The organism is Pseudomonas sp. RIT-PI-r (assembly GCF_001297015.1).
GTDB lineage: Bacteria > Pseudomonadota > Gammaproteobacteria > Pseudomonadales > Pseudomonadaceae > Aquipseudomonas.
Genome location: NZ_LIGE01000018.1, coordinates 11,326 through 33,185, shown reverse-complemented (window position 1 = coordinate 33,185; position 21,860 = coordinate 11,326). Strand labels below are relative to the sequence as shown.

The following is a 21,860-nucleotide window of genomic DNA, read 5'->3' as shown; positions in this document are numbered from 1 at the left end:
CCGCTATCGCGAGCAGGCTCACTCCTACAGTTGTTTTTGGGTGCTGCAAAATCTGCATTCCAACGCAATAAATTGACCCGATAGACAAAAGGCTGACCTGCATCCGTGCCTTTTGCGTCGCGCTCTGAGAAAATGCCCGCACTTTTTTTCCGGATGCCGACATGACTGCCCTGAAGAACGACCGTTTCCTCCGCGCCCTGCTCAAGCAACCCGTTGACGTCACCCCGGTGTGGATGATGCGCCAGGCCGGCCGCTACCTGCCGGAATACCGCGCCAGCCGCGCCCAGGCCGGTGATTTCATGAGCCTGTGCATGAATCCGGAATTCGCCTGCGAAGTCACGATGCAACCGCTCGACCGCTATCCACAATTGGACGCGGCGATCCTGTTTTCCGACATCCTCACCATCCCCGACGCCATGGGCCAAGGCCTGTACTTCGAGACCGGTGAAGGCCCGCGCTTCAAGAAAGTCGTCAGCACCCTTGCTGATATCGAAGCCCTGCCGATCCCTGATCCACACAAAGACCTCGGCTACGTGATGGACGCGGTGAGCACCATCCGTCGCGAGCTGAACGGTCGTGTGCCGCTGATCGGCTTCTCCGGCAGCCCGTGGACCTTGGCGACCTACATGGTCGAAGGCGGCTCGTCGAAAGACTTCCGCAAGACCAAAGCCATGCTCTACGACAACCCGCAGGCCATGCACCTGCTGCTGGATAAACTGGCGCAGTCGGTGACCTCATACCTCAACGGCCAGATCATGGCCGGCGCGCAAGCCGTGCAGATCTTCGACACTTGGGGCGGTAACCTGTCGGCGGCGGCGTACCAGGAGTTCTCGCTGGCCTACATGAAGAAAATCGTCAGCGGCCTGATCCGCGAGCACGACGGTCGCAAAGTGCCGGTGATCCTCTTCACCAAGAACGGCGGCCTGTGGCTGGAAAGCATCGCCGAGGCTGGTGCCGACGCATTGGGCCTGGACTGGACCTGCGACATCGGCAACGCCCGCGCCCGTGTCGGCGACAAGGTTGCCCTGCAGGGCAACATGGATCCGACCGTGCTTTACGCAAAACCGGAAGCGATCCGCACCGAAGTCGGGCGCATTCTGGCAAGTTATGGCAAGGGCAGCGGTCACGTGTTCAACCTCGGCCATGGCATCACACCTGAGGTTGATCCGGAGCATGCGGGTGCGTTTTTGCGTGCGGTGCATGAGTTGTCGGCGCAGTATCACGAGTGATCGCCACACCATAAAAAACGCCCGGCTAAATGCCGGGCGTTTTTGTTTGCACGATTCAATGTCGGACACAGATCAATTGTAGGAGTGAGCCTGCTCGCGATAGCGGTGTGTCAGCCAGTACGTTCAGCGACTGACTCACCGCTATCGCGAGCAGGCTCACTCCTACAGGGTTTTTGTGTCAGGCTTTGACACTCTGCAGCGGCGGCAACTTCGCCAGCTTCAATGCGACCAGCAGCGCGATCAGCAACAGCGCACCAATAAACAGGCCTATGCCATTCCACCCGCCGAGATGCCAGAACACCCCGCCCGCCGTCCCGGCGATGCTCGACCCTGCGTAATAGCTGAACAGATACAACGACGACGCCTGCCCCTTGGCCTTGGTCGCGCGACGACCGATCCAGCTACTCGCCACCGAATGCGCGCCAAAGAAGCCAAAGGTGAAAATCAGCATGCCGACAATCACCAGCAGCAGCGGCGTAAACATCGTCAGCGCAAGGCCGGCGAACATCAGCGCAATGGTCGCCCACAGCACCTTGCGTCGTCCCAGCTTGTCCGCCAGTGAACCAATCTTCGCCGAACTGTAGATACCCGACAGGTAAACCACCGACAGCAAGCCCACGAACACCTGATCGAGGTTGTACGGCGCCGCGAGCAAGCGATAGCCGATGTAGTTGAACAGCGTGACAAACGCGCCCATCAGCACGAACGCTTCAAGAAACAGCAGCGGTAAACCGGCATCGCGAAAGTGCATGGTGAAGCCGTCGAGCAAGCTACGCGGGTGCAGCGAACGCGAGCGGAAGTTGCGTGATTCCGGGAGGATCTTCCAGAACACCGCCGCGGCAATCATCGCCAGGCCACCGATCACCAGCATCGCCGTGTGCCAGCTGACGAAGTCGATCAACACACCGGTGATCAACCTCCCGCTCATCCCGCCAATCGCGTTGCCGCCGATGTACAAACCCATCGCCAGGCCGATGTGTTGCGGATGAATTTCTTCACTCAGATACGTCATTGCCACCGCCGCCAGTCCGCTCAGCGACAGCCCGATCAGCGCGCGCATGATCAGCACACCTTCCCAACTCGGCATCATTGCACTGGCCATGGTGCACAGCGCCGCCGCGAACAGCGCGGTCACCATCACCGGTTTGCGCCCGACCCGATCGGAAATCGGCCCGGTGATCAGCAGGCCGATGGCGAGCATGCCGGTGGCTACCGAGAGGATCAGGCTGCTTTGCGCCGCGTTGATTCCGTACTCGTGGGACAACAGCGGCATCATCGGCTGCACGCAGTACAGCAAGGCAAACGTCGCGAAGCCGCCGCTGAACAGCGCCAGTACCGTGCGCATGAACATCGGTGTGCCTTTTTCGATGTAGATTTCTTGCAGCTCGGCGACGACATCGTCCGCCGCAGCGGGCGGGACTTCATGGGCTAAGGGCGCAACAGCAGTTTTCACTTCAGACCTCGGAGGGCACGGCCAGGCAGGCAATGAAAAAATCATATAGCTGGCTAATGTTTCTATCCAATATATTGTTCGACCTGTTTGATAGCTTTTACGACCTAATGGGATATCCATGGAATTTCGTCATCTGCGCTACTTCATCGCCGTCGCCGAAGAACTGCATTTCGGCCGCGCCGCACAGGTGCTGGGTATCTCCCAGCCGCCGCTGAGCCAGCAGATTCAGGCGCTGGAACAGGAAGTCGGCGCGCGACTGTTCGAGCGGACCAACCGTCGGGTCGAGCTGAGCGAGGCCGGTCGCTTGTTTCTCGAAGAAGCACGGCTGGTGCTGGCGCAGGTCGATAAAGCGGCGGACGTCGCGCGACGTGCGCAGTTGGGGGAATTGGGCGAGTTGAAGATTGGTTTTACCTCGTCAGCGCCGTTCAACTCGACGATTCCGCAGGCGATCTTTGCCTTTCGTCAGCGCTTCCCGGCGGTGCACCTCAACTTGCGCGAGATGAGCAGCACGATGGTCGCAGATGCGTTAGTGGATCAGTCGATCGAGGTGGGGATCATGCGCCCGCTGGGGTTGCCGGATTCGCTGAGCGTGGTCGAGTTGATGCGTGAGCCGCTGGTCGCGGTGCTCGGTTCCAAGCATCCGCTGGCGCAGGGCAGTGAAGAAGGGCTGTTCCTCTCGGCGCTGGCGCTGGAGCCGTTCGTGTTCTTTCCGCGCAGTTACGGCAGCGGGTTGTATGCGCAATTGCTCAGCCTGGCGCGGGATGCCGGGTTCAGCCCGCACTTCGCGCAAGAGGCTGGGGAGGCGATGACCATCATCGGTCTGGTCGCAGCGGGGCTGGGAGTATCGGTGCTGCCGGCGTCCTACCAGCGGATGCGCATCGATGGCGTGGTCTATCGACCGTTGCTCGATCCGGAGGCGGTGTCTGCAGTGTGGCTGGTACAGCGCAAGGATCAGAAATCGCCGATGGCAAAGGCGTTTGTTGACCTGCTCACGCGCAAGGTCGAGTCCGCCTAACAGATCGCAGCCTTCGGAAGCTCCTGCATTGATCCCTGTAGGAGCTGCCGCAGGCTGCGATCTTTTGATCTTGCCGTTATGGCAACCGCACCAGATCCCCCTTCAACGCCACCCGCGTGACAAAAATCCCTGCCCGGCACTCGTACGTATTCAAATCCTTGCGCACATGCTGGTCGTAGTAACTGACGATATTGACCACCGCATTCGCCCCGACCCGCTTGGCATCGGCCTGCAACTTGATCAGATTCGACTGCAGCACCCATTCGCAGGAATCGTGATCGCTCTTGTTGAAACCATTGGTGCTCAGATCACTGATCACACCACGGCGCAACAACTGCTGAGTGCCCTGCGGCCCGTTGCCGACCAGATAAAACCTCACACTGCCATCCAGCCGACCTGCGCGAATGGCATCCGACAGCACGGTTTCGAACGGCATATACATGAGGTTGGTGGCGTGGCTGGCGCTCGGCAGCAGAGCGAAAAGCGTGGCGGCAATCAGGGCTTTCACTTGCATGGTCATCTCCTTGACGGTGAAAGAGAAGCGCGGGCAGGCATGGTGCTGATGTGGTTTGAGGGAGTGTAGATGCTGCGTGTTCAGGTTGCAGGTTGAAGTCAGTAGCGAAACTTACATTTTCAGTAACGGAACAGCCTTAGTGAAAACTCCGTTTTTTGCGCAAAATCGGTTCTTTTCAGTGAGCGCAACGGATGCCACTTCGTTACCAGCCCAAGGAGGGCAGTGTGCTGATTTGTGATTTTAGGGGGTATGAAGTCCCTGAGATGGTCAAGATCAGACCCGTAGTTGTCATACGTAAACACAGGACTAACAGCTTGTTGGTAACCGTCGTGCCACTGAGTACTACGGCGCCCGATATCATGCTTGGTCACCACCTTGAACTCGCAAGTCATCTGCAGGGCGCCAGCCCCACATGCTGGGCAAAGTGCGACATGGTGGCGACAGTTAGCCTTTCTCGGCTTGACCGTATAAAAAGCAAGGATCGAGAAGGACGGTGCGTTTACCTGATTTCACATCTTGCAATAGACGAGTTTTCTGCGGTCAAAGCCGCCGTTAGACTCGCGCTTGGGCTGTAATGGCAGCAGGGGTGGCGCGGCAAGGCCAAACGCCAGCCGTTGTCCGGCAATCCAATTCAGGCAATACTGTGGGGGTTCCCGTAAGGGGCTTGTGAGACTCTGAGGATCCTGGGTAACCAGCCATCGCAGAGCCAGACAGGTAATCGGCCATGACAAGCCAACCTGTTTGTGAAAGGGCGCCCAAAGGCGCCCTTTGTCGTTTCTGGCGTTTACTGAACCTTCGCCAGGTCACCCTTCAACGCAACACCCGCCATGATCGCGCCGGCGTGGCATTCGTAGGTCTGCGCATCCTTGCGCTCGTTGCTCTTGTAGAAGCTGACGATGTTGGTCACGGCATTGGCGCCGGCGCTTTTCGCGGCCTGGTGCAGGCTGATGATGGCCGACTGTGCAACCCATTCGCAGGCTTCTGCATCGGACTTGTTGAAGGCGTTGGTCTTCTTGTTGGTCACGGCGCCGGGGCTGATGACGCTGACTTTGCCGGCCGGGGGGTTGCCGGCCAGATAGAACTTCACGCTGCCATCGATTTTGCCGGAGCGGGTGGCTTCGGCGACGGCTTTGTCGAATGGCAGGTAAACCGCCGTGTCACGGGCCTGGCTGACCGCAGGCAAGGCGCAGAGCAGCAGGGTGGTGATAGCAAGTTTCTTGAAGTGCATGGAGGTCTCCTTGACCTGGATTAATTCGGTTGTGACCAGCGGCGGAAAATCAACGAGGTGTTGACCCCACCAAAAGCGAAGTTGTTGTTCATCACGTAGTCATGGTGCATCTGGCGGAATTCGCCGCGCAGATAGTCGAGCTTGCCGCAGTGCGGATCGACTTCCTCGAGGTTGAACGTGTGCACATACTGGTCGCGATTCATCATCTCGATGCTGAACCACGACTCCAGCGCCCCGCAGGCGCCGAGCGTATGGCCGAGGAAGCTCTTCTGCGAGCTGATCGGCATGCGTTCACCGAACAGGCTGCTGGTCGCCAGTGTTTCGGCAATGTCGCCCTGTTCTGTCGCAGTGCCGTGGCCGTTGACATAGCCGATGGCGTCCGGTGTCAGTCCGGCGTCTTCCAGCGCCAGTTCCATGGCGCGGCGCATGGTCACCTGCTCCGGGCGGGTGGTGTGCTGGCCGTCGGCGTTGCTGCCGAAACCGACGAGCTCGGCGTGGATGCGCGCGCCGCGCGCGAGAGCATGCTCCAGTTCTTCGAGGACCAGCATGCCGCCGCCTTCACCAATGACCAGGCCGTCGCGGCCCTTGTCGTAAGGGCGCGGACTGGTTTGCGGGGCATCGTTTTTCAGGCTGGTGGCGTACAGCGCGTCGAAGACCATGGCTTCGGTCGGGCAGAGTTCTTCGGCGCCGCCGGCGAGCATCAGCGGCAGGCGACCGAACTTGATTGCCTCGTAGGCGTAACCGATGCCCTGGCTGCCGCTGGTACAGGCGCTGGACGTCGGGATCAAACGCCCGGTGAGGCCGAAGAAGATGCTGATGTTGGCGGCGGTGGTGTGCGGCATCATCCGCACATAGGAGTTGGCGTTCAGCCCCTCGGCCACCGAATTGAGCAACATGTTGCCGAACGCTTTGATTTCGTCGGTACTGCCGGTGGACGAGCCGCAGGCCACGCCCATGCGCCCGTCCCTGATCGATTCGTCGCCCAGCAGACCGGCGTCAGCCAAGGCTTTTTCTGCGGCACCGACCGCTAGCCGTGAAACCCGGCCCATGCTGCGCAGTTGTTTGCGTGTCCAGTGCGCGGGGACGACGAAATCATCGATAGGCCCAGCCAGGCGGGTGTTGAGTTCGCTGAAACGATCCCACTCGTCCATCCGGCGGATGCCGCTGCGGTTGGCCGCGAAGTTGCCGGCGATGGTTGCCCAGTCGCTGCCCAGCGAGGTGATGCCGGCCATGCCGGTGACGACGACGCGCTTCATCAGCACAAGCCTCCGTTGACCGCCAGAACCTGGCGGGTGATGTACGAGGCTTCCGCCGACATCAGGAAATTCACCGCACCGGCCACCTCTTCAGGGGTGCCCATGCGCTGCGCGGGGATCATTTTCATCAGTTCTTCCACCGGCACGTTGTCGTCGAGCATCGCCGTGTCGATCAGGCCCGGCGCGACGCAGTTCACGGTGATTTTGCGCTTGCCCAGTTCAATCGCCAATGCCTTCGCGGCGCCGATCACGCCGGCTTTCGAGGCGCTGTAGTTGACCTGGCCACGGTTGCCGATCAGCCCCGACACCGAAGTGATGCAAACAATGCGACCGGCGGCGCGGCGGCGGATCATCGGCATCATCACCGGGTGCAGGACGTTGTAGAAACCGTCGAGGTTGGTGCGCAAAACCACGTCCCAATCGTCGTCACTCAGGGCGGGGAATGCGCCGTCACGGGTCAGCCCGGCATTCAACACCACGCCGTAATAGGCACCGTGAGTTTCGACGTCGGCTTCGAGAATGGCTTTGCAGGTTTCGCGCTCGGCGACGTCGAATTGCAGAATCCGCGCCTTGCGGCCCAACGCTTCGATTTCAGCCTGCACGGCTTGTGCTTCGGCCATGCCGCTGCGGCAATGCAGGACGATATCGTGCCCGGCCTGCGCCAGACGCAGGGCAATAGCGCGGCCAATGCCACGGCTGGAGCCGGTGACCAATACGGATTCAGTCATCGTTCGACTCCTTTTTTTGTACAAGATAAGCAGCCGCTTGCGGCGGCCGAAACACATTCAATCGGGCAGTCGCTTCGATGCCGGGTGCGCTGATATGGCATTCGAAAACGCCCATGCCATTGTCATCTTCCAGCGAGCGAATGCCATGAATGGTCAATTCGCTCCCCGCTGGAAACGCGTCGACGTTGCACTCGAACTTGCGTGTGCCGAGCAGAAAGCCCAGCTCCACCGGGTTGCCTTTCTGCCGCGCGTGGCAACCGGCAAACGCGGCGACGCTTTGCGCCATCAGCTCGATGCCGACCCAGGCCGGCAGGCTGCCGTCGGGCAGATTGAACAAGCCATCGGGCTTGACCGTGAGGCGGGTGTAAATCTGCTCGTCGTCAAAGCTTGTGATGCTGTCGATCAGGATCATGTCGCCCGCATGGGGCAGCAGCTCGGCGAGCGGCCAGTCAATCATGGGGCGTCTCCGATAATCAGGCTGACGTTGTTGCCGCCGAAGGCAAACGAGTTGCTCATCAGGTAGCGGGGTGCAATGGACGTCAGGCGTTCGTTTGCGGTCACCCACTTCAGAGGCGGCAGCGCCGGGTCGGCCTGGCCGTCCCAGACGTGCGGTGGCAAAACGTGAGCGGGATTGTCGGCGCTGAGGCTCAACCAGCAGAACGCGGCTTCCAGCGCGCCGGCAGCGCCGAGGGTATGGCCGCTCATCGGTTTGCTCGACGAACACGCCACGCCTTCGGGAAACAACGCCGCGACCGCCAGACTTTCCATGGCGTCGTTGTGTTGGGTGGCGGTGCCGTGCAGGTTCAGATAGTCGATTTGTGCAGCGTGCAGCTGGGCACGGTTCAAGGCTTTCTGCATCGCTTGCAGGGCGCCGCGACCGCTCGGTTCAGGCGCGGAAATATGGTGCGCGTCGGAGCTGGCCCCGGCACCGAGCAGGGCGATGGCCGGGCCGTCGCCCGGTTGTCTGCTCATCACGAACAGCACCGCGGCCTCGCCGATATTGATGCCGTTGCGATTAGCCGAAAACGGATTGCAGCGCTCGTCCGACACCGCTTCCAGCGATGAAAAACCGTTGAGAGTCAGTTTGCACAAACTGTCGACACCACCGCACAGCACCGCATCGCACAGGCCCAGATCCAACAGGCGTTGAGCGCTCATCAAGGCCCGGGCGCTGGAGGTGCAAGCGGTAGAAATCACATAGCTCGGGCCGCTGAGCTGCAGCCAGTCGGCGAGAAAATTTGCCGGCGCGCCGAGTTCCTGCTGGCGGTAGTCGTATTCGCTGGGGAATTGCTGCTCGCGGATGTAGTGCGCCAGCCCACGGCTGGCTTCGTCGATGCCCGAGGTGCTGGTGCCGAGCACCACGCCAATGCGCTCACGCCCGTAGGTGCGGATTGCCTGATCGATGTCATCGCGAATCTGCAGCGCGGCTTCGAGCAACAACTGATTGTTGCGGCTGCTCTGCTCGGCGAGTGCTGCTGGAATCGCTGCCAGTTCACCGTGCACGGCAGCCACCGGCAAATCACGCTCCGCGACCCAGCCGGATTCGTGGCGCATGCCCGAGCAGTCGCCTGCGAACAGGTTACGGGCAACTTCAGACTTGTCGCGACCCAGCGCACAAATGACGCCGAGGGCATTCAGATAAGCGGTCATGGCGTCGATTCACCGAGCGGAGAAACGCGATAGTGCGGGCCTTGGGGCAGGTTCAATTCGAAGCTCAACGGTTGTGCATAACGGATGTTCCAGCGCGCCGGCAGGGTACGTTGCCCAGCTTGTTGTTGCGCAGTGGGGTAATTGCGCAGCAATTCGCCGGACGGAGTCAGGGCGAACAACAGCGCAGCGAACAGTTCCCGGGCTTCCGGGTTCGGCGGCAGCAGACCATCGGCCTGCCAATGCCCATCGATCAATTGCTGACGCGCCTGCGGGATACCCAGTGGATCCATCATCGACCAGCGGATGCCCGGGCCTTCGCGCTGGATCACCAGCAGCCAGTCCTGACGCTGATCCGCCTGATTACGTTCGATGTGCAACTGCAGCGGTAGCGGCAGTGTTGGATTGCCCACCGGCAACGGGGCCTGGCTGGCGCAGGCACTCAGCAGAAAAAATACACCGATCATCACCAGTCGCAGCACTGCGGTCACTGTAGGAGTGAGCCTGCTCGCGATAGCGGTCATGGATTCACAATACAGGTTGGCTGACCCACCGCTATCGCGAGCAGGCTCACTCCTACAAGGATTTGTGTACATCAGGAAACCTCTGTCAGCGGCTTGCGCGCGACGACGTTGACCAACGTCTCTTCACGCTGCCCAAACGGCTTCGGCTTGCGTAACCCAAACCGCTCCAGCAAGCCAAAATCCTTCGACCGGCTCCACCACAGATACGGGTACGAGACGTTGCGCTCGGTAAAATCAAACCCTTGCCCGCGAATCATCTCCAGGTACTGCGCCGCACTCTTTTGTACATGCATCGGATGGCGGAACAACCAGCGGATCACCCAGGTATCAATGTAGGCCTCGGTGGATTCGGCGAACAGCAGATACCCACCAGGCTTGAGCACACGATAAAACTCGGCCAGCGCTTTTTCCTGCTCGACCAGATGATGAAAGGTCTGGTGACAGAACAGCAGATCGACGCTGGCGTCCGGCACATTGAGCGTCGCGCAATCGCTGCCGATCAGTTCAACATCGAGACCCAGACGCGCCGCTTCTTCGCCGCTCAACTCAAGACTGTGCGGATCGGCGTCAATGCCGATCAAGCGCTGTGGCACGAAGGTCTGGCGCAGATGGGCGAACGACTTGCCCTGGCCGCAACCGGCATCGAGCAACACCGGGTTCTGTGGCAGCGATTCACTGAACAGCCCACGCAAATCGTTGATCGCCACCCGCAATACATGATGCTGCCAGGTGTGGCTGCGCAGGAACCAGAAACCGAAGCGGGTTTCCTCGACGTAGCTGTCGCTCAAGTAATTCATGTGGCGTCCTTTGCACAGAGTTCGGAGATCATTTTCAAACGGCGCCGCGCTTCGCTGACGAACGGATTGCGCTCATCCCAGGCATAACCGGCGAGGATCGAGCAGATCATCCGGCGAATGTCTGCCTGACTGTCTTCGTAAAAAATCACGTCCTGAAAGGTGCCGGCGTACCAGCCCTCGACATAGCAGCGGAAGGTGTCGACGCCGCGCTTCAGCGGTTCGGCGAACTCGCTTTGCCAGTCGACCGTTTCGCCCTGCAACTGCCGGTGCAGCACGGCAGCGGCCATGCTCGCCGAGCGCATGGCGATGGTCACGCCGGAAGAGAACACCGGGTCGAGAAATTCCGCGGCATTGCCGAGCAAGGCGAAGCCCGGCCCGTGCAAGGTTTTCACGTTGGCCGCGTAGCCGCCGAGGGTGCGCGCCGGGGTGTCCCACACGGCGTTGTTCAGCACGCCGGCGAGGCTTGGCGTCTCGGCGATAAAGCTGCGCAGGCAGGCGTCGAGGTCGGCATCGCGACCGACGAAGTGTTCGGCGGCAGCGACCACGCCCACCGAACAACGACCGTTGCTGAACGGGATCGTCCAGAACCAGACATCGCGATGCTGCGGGTGGGTGGTGACGAGGATTTTTTCGCGGTCGAACCCCGGGTTGTCGATGTGATCTTCGACGTGGGTGAACACCGCTTGGCGCACCGGAAAATTCGACGGTGCTTCCAGATCGAGCAAGCGCGACAGCACCCGGCCATAGCCGCTGGCATCAAGGACGAAATCCGCTTCGACGCGGTATTCGCTACCGTCCTCGCGACGCACATCCAGCTGCGGTTTGGCCCGGTCGAAATCGACGCTGACGATGGCATCGCCATAGCGAATTTCGACGCCTTGCAGCGCCGCTTGATCGGCCAGCAGTTTGTCGAAATCGGCGCGCTGCACCTGGAAAGTGGTCGGCTTGCCGTCGGTAAAGGTGTCGCTGAAATCGAACGCGCTGTAGCGCTCGCCCCAGGCGAAAGCCGCACCGGTCTTGCGCTGGAAGCCAGCGGCGTTGACGGCGTCAAGCATGCCGGCTTCTTCGACAAAGTCCAGGCAATGGCTGAGCAGGCTTTCACCGATGGAAAAGCGTGGAAAGTGCTGGCGCTCGATCACCAGGACATCGTGGCCCTTGCGCTTGAGCAACGCCGCAGCGATTGCGCCGGAAGGGCCGGCACCGATGATCACGACCTGACGGGATTCCATTTCAACGATTGGCACGCGAGCTCCGGGGCAAAGGGTTTTTCAGATTCATAGGCGCGCTGTGCAGGCCGATCAGGGCCGGTAGCAGCGTCGCGATCAGGCCCATCAGCATCAGCGCGAAATACAGCGCCGGGGTGATGAGCTGTTGTTGCAGCAGCAAATTGAGGAAGACGATTTCGCTCAGCCCACGGATGTTCAGCAGCACGCTCTCGCGCCAGCGGCTGGCGCCTGCGAACGAGGCGCCGGCCCAACCGAGGCCGAGCCAGTTGCCGAGCAGTTTACTGGCAATCGGCAAGAGCAGCAGCGTCGCCCATTGCGCCGCGCCGAGACTGGCCAAAGCGCTGTGCACATCGATTTGCACGATGCCGAAGGTGAGGATCAGCGGGATCGCGACCCACGTCTGCAAACGGCTCATCCAGCGCGCCGGCAACGGCAGCACCAGCGGCACTTTGAGTGCGGCCATGCACAGCAGATAGCCGATGCCGAAGATCAGCGCATTGAGTCTGTAATGCTCTGCCATCACCAACAGTGCGAAGAAGCCGAGGCTGTAGGTCAGCGGGCGGCGCACGCGGAACAGATGCAGCAACAACGGCACACAGGCAAGCCCCAGCGGTAGCAACAGGCTGCTCAGGTGCAGACTGCCTTGGGCGAGGCCGAACAGTGTCCAGCAGCTCAGATCGATGAGAATCGCGGTTTGCACCAGCCGCCGGGTGGCGGCGGGCGGGTAATCGATGTGACGCAGATACAGATACAGCACCGGGATCGCGGTAATCGCAAAGACCAGCCCGATTGCCAAAGAGCTGAGCCACGGTTGCGCAGGCAACAGCCAGTAAGCCGCTGCCAGACCGCAGACAAAGGGCACGACGAAGCTCGGTATGGCGATTTTCACACTCTGGCGATCCAGTTTCAGATCGATCACATCACTGAGGATATGCCCCAGGAGCAGGGCGAAACTCAGGCTGTAGAGGTTTTTCAGCCAGTCTGGAGCGATCAGTTGAGCGCCGCTGAGTTGCCAGCCCGGCTCGATCCAGAAATACATCAGCAGTGGCAAACCGAAGCTTGCGAGTAATAGTTGGCTGACAATCGGAATCAGACCGAAATGCCGACCGACATGGGTGGCCGTGACAAACAGCGCCAAGGCCAGCAGCCAAAAGGCAACGACCATCATGCTGCCGGCTCCCCGACAGTGGCACGGTGTTCGTGACGTCCGGCCCACGGTGCAAGCAGGAAGCTGAACGCCAGACCAAGGCTCACCGACAAACCGAAATTGCTGACGGCCGGCGTGCTCGACACTGCCAGCAGACCGAATGACAACCACGTCGTCACGGCGGCCAGCAACGTGCCGAGCAGGCTCACCGCCGCACCACCGACCTGCTCACGCATGAGGATCGCGTAGTCGACACTGATCGCCGTCACCAGCAGCAGACCGAACAGGCTGAACAGCGTCAGCGGCTGGCCGAGCCAGCCAAGACTGGCCAGGCTGCACAGCGCCGCCAGCAACGGCAGGGCAACGATGCGCAAGGCGCCGCCGAAGCCAAACGGCAGGATCAGCACCAGCACGATCAGCACGCAAGAGGCGAGCTTCAGTTCGGCCGCGCTGACCTGCGTGGCGGCGAACACTTCATTCAACTCACCGAGACGATCGACCAGCATCACCCCCGGCAAATCCAGGGCCTGTATTCGTAGCAGAGCAGGGTTGTTCAAGCCTTGCAGGCTGGTTATCGCCGCCACGCCGTCTTCGGTCGGCCCCAGCCAGAGCATGCGATAGGGTTCGCCGAGCGGGCCGGCGAGCGCGGTGTCGATGTCTTCGGCGGGCACGGTCTGCAACTGTTGCAACTCGGTTTGCAGCGCGGCGAGCGGCACGCCGAGTTCAAGCAGCGGCTGCCAGTATTGCGGCAACTTGTTCAGCGCTGCGCGCACCTCTTCTTGCTGGCTCGGCGGGCTGACCAGTTGATCGAGAGCCAGATAGCCTTGCAGCTTGTCGAGATTGACCAGTTGTTGCAGGCGATCGCTCAACGCGGCCTGGCGTTCCAGCAGTTCTTGCTGATTGGCGCCGCGCACGAGGAAAAATTGACTGGTGGGCTGATAGCCAGTGATCCGCGCGATGGTCTGTGCTTCATCGGTCAGATGTTGCGGCGCACCGACCCACTGGCGGATGTCGTTCTTGCTTTGCAGTTGCACCAGACCGCCGACGCAGAAGGCGATCAGCAGCGCCAACAGCACCGGTGTGCGTACGCGCTCAAGGAGTTTTTCGCGCAGATCGACCAAGCGCTCGGCCAGACGCAGCGGCCATTGTGCTGGACGCAGTTCGACATTTTTCAGCAGTGCCGGCAGCAGGCACACCGCCGACAGATAAGCGCCGAGCAGCCCGGCGGCGGAGAACACCGCGATTTGCGTCAGCGCCGGGAACGGCGTCCACGCCAGCGCCAGATAGCCGATGGTGCTGGTGATCAGGCTCAGGGTCAGCCCGGGCAAGGTCAGACGCAAGGCCGGCCAACTGCGCCACGGCTTCAGGCTCCAGCTCTTCGACAGGTAGTGCAGCGGGTAATCCACTGCCACGCCGATCAGGCTGGAGCCGAGTACCAGCGTCATCACATGCATATGGCCGAACAGCGCTACACAGGCCACCGCGCCGAACAGCATGCCGACCAGCACCGGCACGAACGCCAGCAGCACGCGCCAGCGACGAAACGCCAACAGCAGCAACAGCAGAATGCCGACAGTGGCACCGCCGCCGACCCAGGTCATCTCGCGTGTCGCTTGCTGCTGACCATTGGCCGCGTACAGCAGGCCACTGGCGGCAAGCAATTGCACGTCGGCTTTCGCCGCTTGTTCACGGCTGTGCTTGAGCAGATCGGCCACTTGCAGCGGCAGGTTCATGTCGAAGGCATTGCCGGTGGTGCGCGCACGCAGCATGACCCAGCTCTTGCCGTCAGCATCGGCAACCAGTGCGCCGCTGCCGATGTCGAGTTGCACCGAACCATGCTGTGGCTGGCTGTTCTGGATGCGTGCGGTCAGGCCCAGCCAATCATCCTGATTCGGCACCAGACTGAACCCTGTGAACGGGTCGAACAGCGCCTGCACTCGCTGATGGATGAACACATCGGGATGTTCGGTGAGCAGTTGCTGATCGTCCGTCGACAACATCGCCAGGCGCCCCAGCAGCAGTTGCGTGCGCAGGGCCGGCAGGTCAGCTTGCAGGTTCCACTGCACTTTTTCGAACAGGCCGCTGGCCTGCCACTGTTCACCCAGCGTCTGCGCCATGGCCACGGCTTGCTGGCGATCGGCGTGGCCGACCAGCACCAGCATTTCGCGGTTGAGCGGTTCCTGCATACGCTGTTCGGCACGCAGTTCGAGAGCGTCCGGATTAGTGCCGGGTACCAGTTCCATCAGGTTCGCCGACAGCGGCGCACCGTCGCGCCACTGCCAGCCCGCCAGTGCGACGACGGCCAGCAGCAGGATCAGAAACAGCCAGGGCAGCCTGCGTTCACTCGGCAAAGTCATGTTGCTCCGCGTCGCTCAATGGTTGCCCGGCGGTGCTGTCCTGCATGCGCAGCACGGTGCTGTCGCCTTGGGTTTCCAGCAGTTCGATGGTTTGCACCAGCGTGCTGCCGTCAATGTTGATCTGGTTGAACACTTGCTTGAGCAACACCGAGCGCGGTGTCAGCGTGAGTTTCCACTGCTGCGCGTCGCCGCTCAGGGCCAGTTCGAAATCCCGTTGCAGGCCGCTGCTGTCACCTTGCAACACGGCAAGGAACAAGCGGTTCTGCTCGGCCCCGGCGCTCTTGTTTGGCAGCAGCTGCCAACCATTGCCGTCACGGCGGGCGATGCCTTTGGCGCTGATGCGATAGTCCTGTTGCAGCGGGGTTTTCAGCAGCCACAGCAGGCCGTGATTTTTCGCCAGGACGAAGCTGCCCTTGCTGATCAGCGGTTGCGGCAGGGCGCGCAGGTGTTTTTCCTGGATGAACTGGCCGTGGATCACCTCCGGTTTCGCCAGTTGCTCACTGAGCTGTTGCAGGTCGAAGGCGTTGGCCAGTGTCGACATCGCCAGCAGCGCCAGCGCGCTCAGGCTTTTAGCAAAAACATTCATCGCAGCATCCTTTCCACGGCATCGGTGAAGACTTTTGGCGACGCCAGCTGCATCTCGCGGCTGCTGACTTCGACGGCGACCTGCACCGAGCTGGCGCGGGTCAGGCGCTCGCCGCTGTGCAGGTCGGTGATCAGATAGTTGATCTTCAGGCGGCTTTCCCATTCGACCAGACTGGCGCGCACATTCAGGCGCTGGCCAAACACCGCGCCGCGTACGTAACGCAGTTGCAGGTCGATGATCGGCCAAGCGAACCCGGACTCGACCATGTGCGTGTAGTTGTGGCCGATCTTGTCCAGCAGCGCGCACCGCGCCACTTCGAGGTATTTGACGTAATGGCCATGCCAGACCACGTGCATGGTGTCGACGTCGAAAAACGGCACGAGGATTTCAGTGTCGGCGTGAAGCACTCCGGCGCTACGCATGCAGCCTCCAGTGTTGCGCGGCGATGCGTTGCAGACACAGGCGCAATTCGCCCTCCAGTGCGCGGTCTTCGATGACTGGCGGGAAGTCCTTGGCCAGTTCCTCGTGCATCGCTGCCAGCGACGGCGGCAGTGGTCGCGCATCTTCGGCCTGACCGCGCAGCCATACGCCTTGGTTGGCGGCGAGCAGGGTAGCGGCGGCGACCTGTTCGGTCAGCTCCAGCACACGAATCGCATCGCGGGCGGCGATGGTGCCCATGCTCACCTTGTCCTGGTTGTGGCACTCGGTGGAGCGCGAGAACACGCTGGCCGGCATGGTGTTTTTCAGCGCTTCGGCGGTCCAGGCGCTGGTGCCGATCTGCACGGCTTTGAAGCCGTGGTTGATCATCGCGCGATCCGCTGGCGCGCCAGACAGATTGCTCGGCAGACCATGGTTGTAACGCTCATCGACCAGCAAGGCGAGCTGTCGATCCAGCAGATCGGCGACGTTGGCCACCAGATTCTTCAGGCTGTCCATGGCGAACGCGATATGGCCGCCGTAGAAGTGCCCGCCGTGCAACACGCGCTCGGCTTCGGCATCGATGATCGGGTTGTCGTTGGCGCTGTTCAGTTCGGTTTCGATGAACGAGCGCAGCCAGTTCAGGCTGTCGGCCAACACACCGAGTACGTGCGGGGCGCAGCGCAGCGAATAGCGATCCTGCAAACGATGCAGCGGCGCAGTCGGCGCGTCGATCGCCAGATCCTTGCGCAGCCACGCGGCGACCTGCATTTGCCCTGGGTGCGGTTTGGCGGCGAACAGACGTTCGTCGAAGTGCTCCGGGTTGCCTTGCAGCGCGACCACGTTGAGCGCGGTGATGCGCGTGGCCAGTTGCAGCAGGTAGTCGGCGCGGGCAAAGGCCAGGCACGCGAGGCCAGTCATGACGGCAGTGCCGTTCATCAGCGCCAGCGCTTCTTTCGGGCGCAGCACCAACGGAGTCCAGCCGAGTTCGCGGTGCACATCGGCAGCCTGGCGGCGCTCGCCACGGAACATCACTTCACGTTCGCCGGACAAGGTCGCGGCGACGTAAGACAGCGGCGTCAGATCGCCGCTGGCACCGACCGAGCCTTCTTCGGGAATCAGCGGCAGAATGTCGTATTCGAGGAACGCGTGCAGACGCTCCAGCAGTTCCACGCGCACCCCGGACACGCCGTGGCACAACGACTGCAACCGCGCCGCCAGCACCGCGCGGGTGGCTTGCGCGTCGAGCAGTTTGCCCAGGCCGCAACCGTGGAAGGTGTAGAGATGACGCGGCAACGCTTCGACGTGATGCAACGGCACTGCGACCACGCAGGAGTCGCCGTAACCGGTGGTCACGCCGTAGATCACGCCTTCCTTGTCCAACAGCGAATCGAGGAACCGCGCGCCCTTGGCGATGCGCTCGCGATACTCGGCGTCGCTCTGCAGTTGCACGGGCGCCTGACGGTTGGCCAGGGCCAACACGTCTTCGATGCGCAAAGGGCGTTCGCCGAAGGTTACCGGCTCATGGGTTGGCGTCGTCATCGGTCTTCCAGAAAGGGTAAAAGTTGAACCATTGTTGCGGCGCTTCGAGGCAATAGTGACTCAGGCGCTGCGCATAGCGGGTGGCCCACTGATGAATGACCTGCTCGCGCTCGCTGCGCTTCCACACCACGGCGTCGGCGAAGGGCTCGAGGGTCAGGCGATAGTGACCGTCCGGTTGTTTCAGGCACATCAGCAGATTGATAGGGCATTTCAGCAGACCGGCCAGCAGCCACGGGCCCTGCGGGAACGGCGCCTGATGGCCGAGAAAGTCTACGGTCACACTTCGCCCGCCGTGCAGCGGCACGCGGTCGCCGGCAATCGCCAGCCACTCGCCGCGCTCCAGGCGTTCGTGCAGTTGCAGCATGATTACCGGGTCGAGTTCGCTGACCTGAATCAGGCGCAGATTGGTCGCCCCGGCTTCGCCGAGCAGGCGGTTGAATTGCTCGGCGTGCTTGGTGTGCACCAGCACATTCATGGTGACCTTTTCGCCTATCTCCGCCAGTGCGCGGCAGACTTCGAGATTGCCCAGGTGCGCGCCGACCAGCAGTTGCCCGCGACTGCCGCGCAATTGATTGCGTAACAATGCCGGGTCAATGATTTCGATCTGTTCGATGCTCAGCTTGCCGTTCCACACGTCGAGTTTGTCGAGCATCGAGTCGGCGAAGGCCATGAACTGGCCGAACACCCGCCAATGCGTCGGGCGCAAATCCTCGCGCTGACGCCAGTCGGCCAAGCGCTGCTGGTATTGCCAGGCACTGCGCCGGGCGGTGCGACCGAACAGGAAAAAGTACAGGACGATGCCGTACAGCAACGGGCTGAGCAGGCGTCTGCCCAGTACCTTGGCGGCGAACGCGGTGAATTTCATCAGCAGGAAGCTGCCGCGTTCTTCGCGGTCAGCCCAGTGTTTCTTGTCGACCTCGTTGGTCATGCTCGCCACCGTCGCCAGAGGATCAGCGGAAAACGCAGCAACATGCCGAAGAACAGCCGCGTGTGCATGCTTGAAATCAGCGCGTTGTCGTGGAACAGGCGGAAGTGCGACACGCCGTCCAGCGGGTAGTGCACGCTGGTTTGCAGCCAGCGCATCGGCTGATTGCGCCACGACAGGCGCACGAGAATGTCCGAATCGAAATCCATGCGCTTGCCGATTTTTGCCGAATCAATCACCGCCAGCGTCGAGGTCAGTGGATAAACGCGGAAACCGCACATCGAGTCGCGGATCTGCAGCGACAGTGTGTTGATCCAGACCATCACGTGGGTCAGGTAGCGTGCATACAAGCGGCCCTTGGGCACGCTTTCATCGAACAGCGGATAACCGCAGATCAGCGCCTCGGGATGGGCACGGGATTCTTCAACGAAACGCGCGACGTCGTGCAGGTCGTGCTGACCATCGGCGTCGACCTGCAGTGCATGGGTGAAGCCCAGCAGCGCGGACTCGCGCAAACCGGTCATCACTGCACCGCCCTTACCCTGATTGGCGGTGAGGCGTACCAAATGCACCTTGTCGCGCTCGGCCAGAGTATCGAGCACCTTCGCGCAGGATTGGGTGCTGGCGTCGTCCACCAGAATGCACGGCAGGCCTTGGGCGAGCAGAGCGTCGACCACTGTGGTAATCGCGGTTTCGTGGTTGTAAACCGGGATAACGGCGCAGGGATTATGCATATCGACGATCCCTGTAGGAGTGAGCCTGCTCGCGATTGAGTGCGTAGCACTCACCAAGGTCAATCATGCTCTACACCCAAAAGAATCCGCCCACTGGAACAGGTCGCCGTGTCATTGCGATAAGCGAAATACAGTTTGCTGCGTTCGGGATCAAAGCGCAGGTGCAGCTGGATTTCATCGCCGGGGCGCACCAGTTGCTGGAATTTCAGCACTTCCATCCCGGCAAACGGGCCAGTCAGGTTGAGCAATTGGCGACCGAGGTTCAGCGCCCATTCCACCTGCACCACGCCTGGTAATACCGGGGCTTTAGGGAAGTGCCCACTGAAATAGGCCAGATCCGGCGGTACGCTGAGTTGCAGGCTCCACTCGCCATCGGTTTCGACCTGCTCCAAGACTTCCGGCGCTTTCGGACGTGGGGCTATCAGTAACGCTTCGACGTCGGCTTGAGGCAGTTTGCCTTGGCTGTTCAGCGGCAATTGCCGCACCAGCCGCCAGCGCCGCGGCAGGGCCAGCGCTTCACAGTGCTGGCTCAGATGCTTGCGCAGGCCTTCAGTCAGGCTGCGCCGGCCGTGTTCGCGCAAGGCAAACAGACCCGAGTCGCTGAGGACCAGCAAGGCGCCCAGCGACGCACGGTTTTCCTGCACCACACCCAGACGCGCTTCGGCGACCCAGTCATGAGCGACCAGGGCTTGTTCGAGCATCGGCAGGGAGATGCGTTTCTCTTCGAGTTTGACGATCCGGTCCAGCCGTCCGAGCAGTTCGAAGCGGCCATCGGCGGCGATTCGCGCGGCATCGGCGGTGTGCTCGATGTGTCCGGCGGGCAGGTAGGGCGAGGCGACCAGCAGCGCACCGTCGTTGTCCTGGCTCAGTTCGACACCGGCAAACGGTTGCCACAGCGGCTGGCCCTGACGCCAGGCGATACCACCTGTTTCCGAGCTGCCGAGGATTTCGGTCGGCCACTGTTGCAGGCGTTGCTGCAGGCTTTGCGCGGCGTCTGCCGGTAGCGCGCCGCCAGAGGAAAACACCCGGCGCACGGCGCTGAGGGCAGGCCAGTCAAGGTTATCGCCCATACGCTTGAGCAACGCCGGGCTGGCGACCCAGGCGAAGGCCGCATGCTCGCGGCTGGCGCGCTGCAAGTCTTCAGGGAATGCCAGTTGCTGGCGTACGAACGGGCGCCCGGCGCACAACGGCCACAACACCCGAAAGAGCAGACCGTAGATATGTTGGGTGGCGACGCTGCCGATGATGCAGGCCTCACCGAGGTCCGCGCCCCACTGCTGTTCCAGCGCTTCGACCTCGTTGGCCATTTGGTGCAGGGTCTTGTCGATACGCTTGGGTTCGCCACTGGAGCCGGAGGTACACAGGCTCAAACGGCACTGGTCGAGATCCAGTTCGGCAGCGGGCAATGCCGGCTGATAAAGGTCTTCGAGCTGCGCGTCATCGGGATGATCGGTCAGCCACAGATCGACCTCAGCCGACCAGCGCTGACGCGTTTGCGCCTGCAAGTCGGCCGGCAGCAACACGCTGGCACCTGCGCGCCAAGCACCGAGCAGTGCGACGGCCAGTTCGGCGGCATCTTCCAGATGCACAGCCAGGCGCTTCACGCCCTGCGCTTGCAGGCCGGCGGCGACGCTCAACGCCTGCTCGCACAGTTGCGCGTGATCGAGTGCCGGCGCAGCGCAGATCGTTCGTGCCGGCACAGCCTTGAGCAACAGCTGCTCAAGTTTTATCCAGTTCATGTACGGCCTCTTACCCGTTGTCGTATCAGCCATTCAATGGCAAACATCAGGCCGATCAATCCATAGGAGATCAGGCCGGTGTACAACATCCACCAATTCAGCGGCGCCCACAGGGTCAGGAGGGCGGCGCACAAACCGTTGCAGAAGAAAAACACGCTCCAGGCCACGGTGACCTTGCGTGTGTAGCGAATTGCGATGTCCGGCAGTTCTGGCTCACGCAGGCGCGCCAGGCGTTCGACCATTGGTGGGCCGTATTTCAGGCTCAGGCTGAACAGCACCAGCATGAAGCCGCTGATCAGCACCGGATACCAGCGCAGCAACAGCGGGCTGTCGAACAGTGCCAGCAACAGGCAAAACACGATCGCCACGCAAGCCATCCACAGGCTGCCGGGCTTGCGCTCGCCGGTCAGCGCCCGCGCCAGCCACAGGCTGCCGAGCAACAGGCCGAACTGCCACGGAGCAAAATGCTCCATGCCGAAATACACCGCAAAGGGGTACAGCAGACCGGCCAGCAGCAGGCCGAGGCCGATCAATCGGCTCATGCGGCCGGTTGAACCAGACGGTAAACCGCCTCGACCACGTCACCGACCGTGCGCACTGATTTGAATTCTTCAGCGGCAATTTTCTTGCCGGTCTGACGCTTGATGTGGTCGATCAGATCGACCGCATCGATGCTGTCGATTTCCAGATCCTGATACAGGTTGGAATCCAGGCTCACACGGGCCGGATCCAGTTCGAACAGCTCGACCAGGGCATCGCGCAGGGTGTTGAAAATGTCGTCACGAGTTTGCATGGT

The 21,860-nt window shown here is 61.5% G+C and carries 23 protein-coding genes; 3 read left to right on the top strand and 20 right to left on the bottom strand.

The genetic code is table 11. The features are described 5' to 3' along the window. Positions 1-161 precede the first annotated feature (161 nt). Complete coding sequence (gene hemE, locus AK821_RS05995) at positions 162-1,229, top strand: uroporphyrinogen decarboxylase (RefSeq protein WP_008077242.1); 1,068 nt, start codon at positions 162-164, stop codon at positions 1,227-1,229. Between the two features lie 178 nt (positions 1,230-1,407). Here the strand turns inward: hemE and AK821_RS05990 are convergent, their stop codons facing one another. Beyond that, positions 1,408-2,682, bottom strand: coding sequence for an MFS transporter (locus AK821_RS05990; protein WP_064388863.1), 1,275 nt, complete (start codon positions 2,680-2,682; stop codon positions 1,408-1,410). Between the two features lie 118 nt (positions 2,683-2,800). Here AK821_RS05990 and AK821_RS05985 point away from each other — a divergent pair, with 118 nt between their 5' ends. Continuing rightward, entirely contained in the window at positions 2,801-3,697 is an 897-nt protein-coding gene (locus tag AK821_RS05985; RefSeq protein ID WP_064388862.1) for a LysR family transcriptional regulator, read from the top strand. 76 nt (positions 3,698-3,773) lie between these two features. Here AK821_RS05985 and AK821_RS05980 read toward each other — a convergent pair whose 3' ends face one another. Further along, positions 3,774-4,211 (bottom strand): hypothetical protein, encoded by a 438-nt coding sequence (locus tag AK821_RS05980; RefSeq protein WP_064388861.1) that lies wholly within the window; start codon positions 4,209-4,211, stop codon positions 3,774-3,776. Between the two features lie 191 nt (positions 4,212-4,402). Between AK821_RS05980 and AK821_RS05975 the strand changes: the two genes are divergently transcribed. Then, positions 4,403-4,786, top strand: a complete 384-nt coding sequence (locus AK821_RS05975) for a type II toxin-antitoxin system PemK/MazF family toxin (RefSeq protein WP_064388860.1) — start codon at positions 4,403-4,405, stop codon at positions 4,784-4,786. 209 nt (positions 4,787-4,995) lie between these two features. Here AK821_RS05975 and AK821_RS05970 read toward each other — a convergent pair whose 3' ends face one another. From AK821_RS05970 to AK821_RS05885, 18 genes are all read right to left on the bottom strand, one after another. Beyond that, entirely contained in the window at positions 4,996-5,439 is a 444-nt protein-coding gene (locus tag AK821_RS05970) for a hypothetical protein (RefSeq protein WP_064388859.1), read from the bottom strand. Positions 5,440-5,459: 20 nt separating this feature from the next. Beyond that, positions 5,460-6,695 (bottom strand): beta-ketoacyl-ACP synthase, encoded by a 1,236-nt coding sequence (locus AK821_RS05965; protein WP_064388858.1) that lies wholly within the window; start codon positions 6,693-6,695, stop codon positions 5,460-5,462. Continuing rightward, positions 6,695-7,423, bottom strand: a complete 729-nt coding sequence (fabG, locus tag AK821_RS05960) for a 3-oxoacyl-ACP reductase FabG (RefSeq protein WP_064388857.1) — start codon at positions 7,421-7,423, stop codon at positions 6,695-6,697. Before fabG ends, AK821_RS05965 begins: the two co-directional genes overlap by 1 nt. After that, positions 7,416-7,880 (bottom strand): hotdog family protein, encoded by a 465-nt coding sequence (locus AK821_RS05955; protein ID WP_064388856.1) that lies wholly within the window; start codon positions 7,878-7,880, stop codon positions 7,416-7,418. The genes fabG and AK821_RS05955 overlap by 8 nt, the downstream gene beginning before the upstream one ends. Further along, positions 7,877-9,073, bottom strand: a complete 1,197-nt coding sequence (locus AK821_RS05950) for a beta-ketoacyl-[acyl-carrier-protein] synthase family protein (RefSeq protein WP_064388855.1) — start codon at positions 9,071-9,073, stop codon at positions 7,877-7,879. The genes AK821_RS05955 and AK821_RS05950 overlap by 4 nt, the downstream gene beginning before the upstream one ends. Further along, complete coding sequence (locus AK821_RS05945) at positions 9,070-9,537, bottom strand: hypothetical protein (protein ID WP_371920135.1); 468 nt, start codon at positions 9,535-9,537, stop codon at positions 9,070-9,072. The genes AK821_RS05950 and AK821_RS05945 overlap by 4 nt, the downstream gene beginning before the upstream one ends. Positions 9,538-9,665: 128 nt before the next feature. Beyond that, entirely contained in the window at positions 9,666-10,391 is a 726-nt protein-coding gene (locus AK821_RS05940; protein ID WP_064388854.1) for a class I SAM-dependent methyltransferase, read from the bottom strand. Beyond that, the gene (locus tag AK821_RS05935) at positions 10,388-11,635 is read right to left on the bottom strand and encodes an NAD(P)/FAD-dependent oxidoreductase (RefSeq protein WP_064388853.1); all 1,248 of its coding nucleotides are present in this window, start codon (positions 11,633-11,635) and stop codon (positions 10,388-10,390) included. The genes AK821_RS05940 and AK821_RS05935 overlap by 4 nt, the downstream gene beginning before the upstream one ends. Next, entirely contained in the window at positions 11,622-12,785 is a 1,164-nt protein-coding gene (locus tag AK821_RS05930; RefSeq protein WP_064388852.1) for a hypothetical protein, read from the bottom strand. The genes AK821_RS05935 and AK821_RS05930 overlap by 14 nt, the downstream gene beginning before the upstream one ends. After that, positions 12,782-15,121, bottom strand: a complete 2,340-nt coding sequence (locus AK821_RS05925; protein WP_064388851.1) for an MMPL family transporter — start codon at positions 15,119-15,121, stop codon at positions 12,782-12,784. Before AK821_RS05925 ends, AK821_RS05930 begins: the two co-directional genes overlap by 4 nt. Then, positions 15,105-15,707, bottom strand: coding sequence for an outer membrane lipoprotein carrier protein LolA (locus tag AK821_RS05920; RefSeq protein WP_064388850.1), 603 nt, complete (start codon positions 15,705-15,707; stop codon positions 15,105-15,107). The genes AK821_RS05925 and AK821_RS05920 overlap by 17 nt, the downstream gene beginning before the upstream one ends. After that, positions 15,704-16,129 (bottom strand): acyl-CoA thioesterase, encoded by a 426-nt coding sequence (locus AK821_RS05915; RefSeq protein ID WP_064388849.1) that lies wholly within the window; start codon positions 16,127-16,129, stop codon positions 15,704-15,706. The genes AK821_RS05920 and AK821_RS05915 overlap by 4 nt, the downstream gene beginning before the upstream one ends. Further along, positions 16,122-17,666 carry an HAL/PAL/TAL family ammonia-lyase gene (locus AK821_RS05910; RefSeq protein ID WP_064388848.1) on the bottom strand — a complete coding sequence of 515 codons (1,545 nt, stop codon included), beginning with the start codon at positions 17,664-17,666 and terminating at the stop codon, positions 16,122-16,124. The genes AK821_RS05915 and AK821_RS05910 overlap by 8 nt, the downstream gene beginning before the upstream one ends. Continuing rightward, positions 17,647-18,594, bottom strand: coding sequence for an LpxL/LpxP family acyltransferase (locus AK821_RS05905; protein ID WP_064388847.1), 948 nt, complete (start codon positions 18,592-18,594; stop codon positions 17,647-17,649). Before AK821_RS05905 ends, AK821_RS05910 begins: the two co-directional genes overlap by 20 nt. Further along, the gene (locus tag AK821_RS05900; RefSeq protein WP_064388846.1) at positions 18,591-19,325 is read right to left on the bottom strand and encodes a glycosyltransferase family 2 protein; all 735 of its coding nucleotides are present in this window, start codon (positions 19,323-19,325) and stop codon (positions 18,591-18,593) included. The genes AK821_RS05905 and AK821_RS05900 overlap by 4 nt, the downstream gene beginning before the upstream one ends. A 59-nt stretch (positions 19,326-19,384) precedes the next feature. Beyond that, positions 19,385-21,064 carry an acyl-CoA synthetase family protein gene (locus AK821_RS05895; RefSeq protein ID WP_064388845.1) on the bottom strand — a complete coding sequence of 560 codons (1,680 nt, stop codon included), beginning with the start codon at positions 21,062-21,064 and terminating at the stop codon, positions 19,385-19,387. Further along, positions 21,061-21,606 (bottom strand): hypothetical protein, encoded by a 546-nt coding sequence (locus AK821_RS05890; protein WP_064388844.1) that lies wholly within the window; start codon positions 21,604-21,606, stop codon positions 21,061-21,063. The genes AK821_RS05895 and AK821_RS05890 overlap by 4 nt, the downstream gene beginning before the upstream one ends. Continuing rightward, positions 21,603-21,857 carry an acyl carrier protein gene (locus AK821_RS05885; protein WP_064388843.1) on the bottom strand — a complete coding sequence of 85 codons (255 nt, stop codon included), beginning with the start codon at positions 21,855-21,857 and terminating at the stop codon, positions 21,603-21,605. Before AK821_RS05885 ends, AK821_RS05890 begins: the two co-directional genes overlap by 4 nt. Positions 21,858-21,860: the final 3 nt, after the last annotated feature.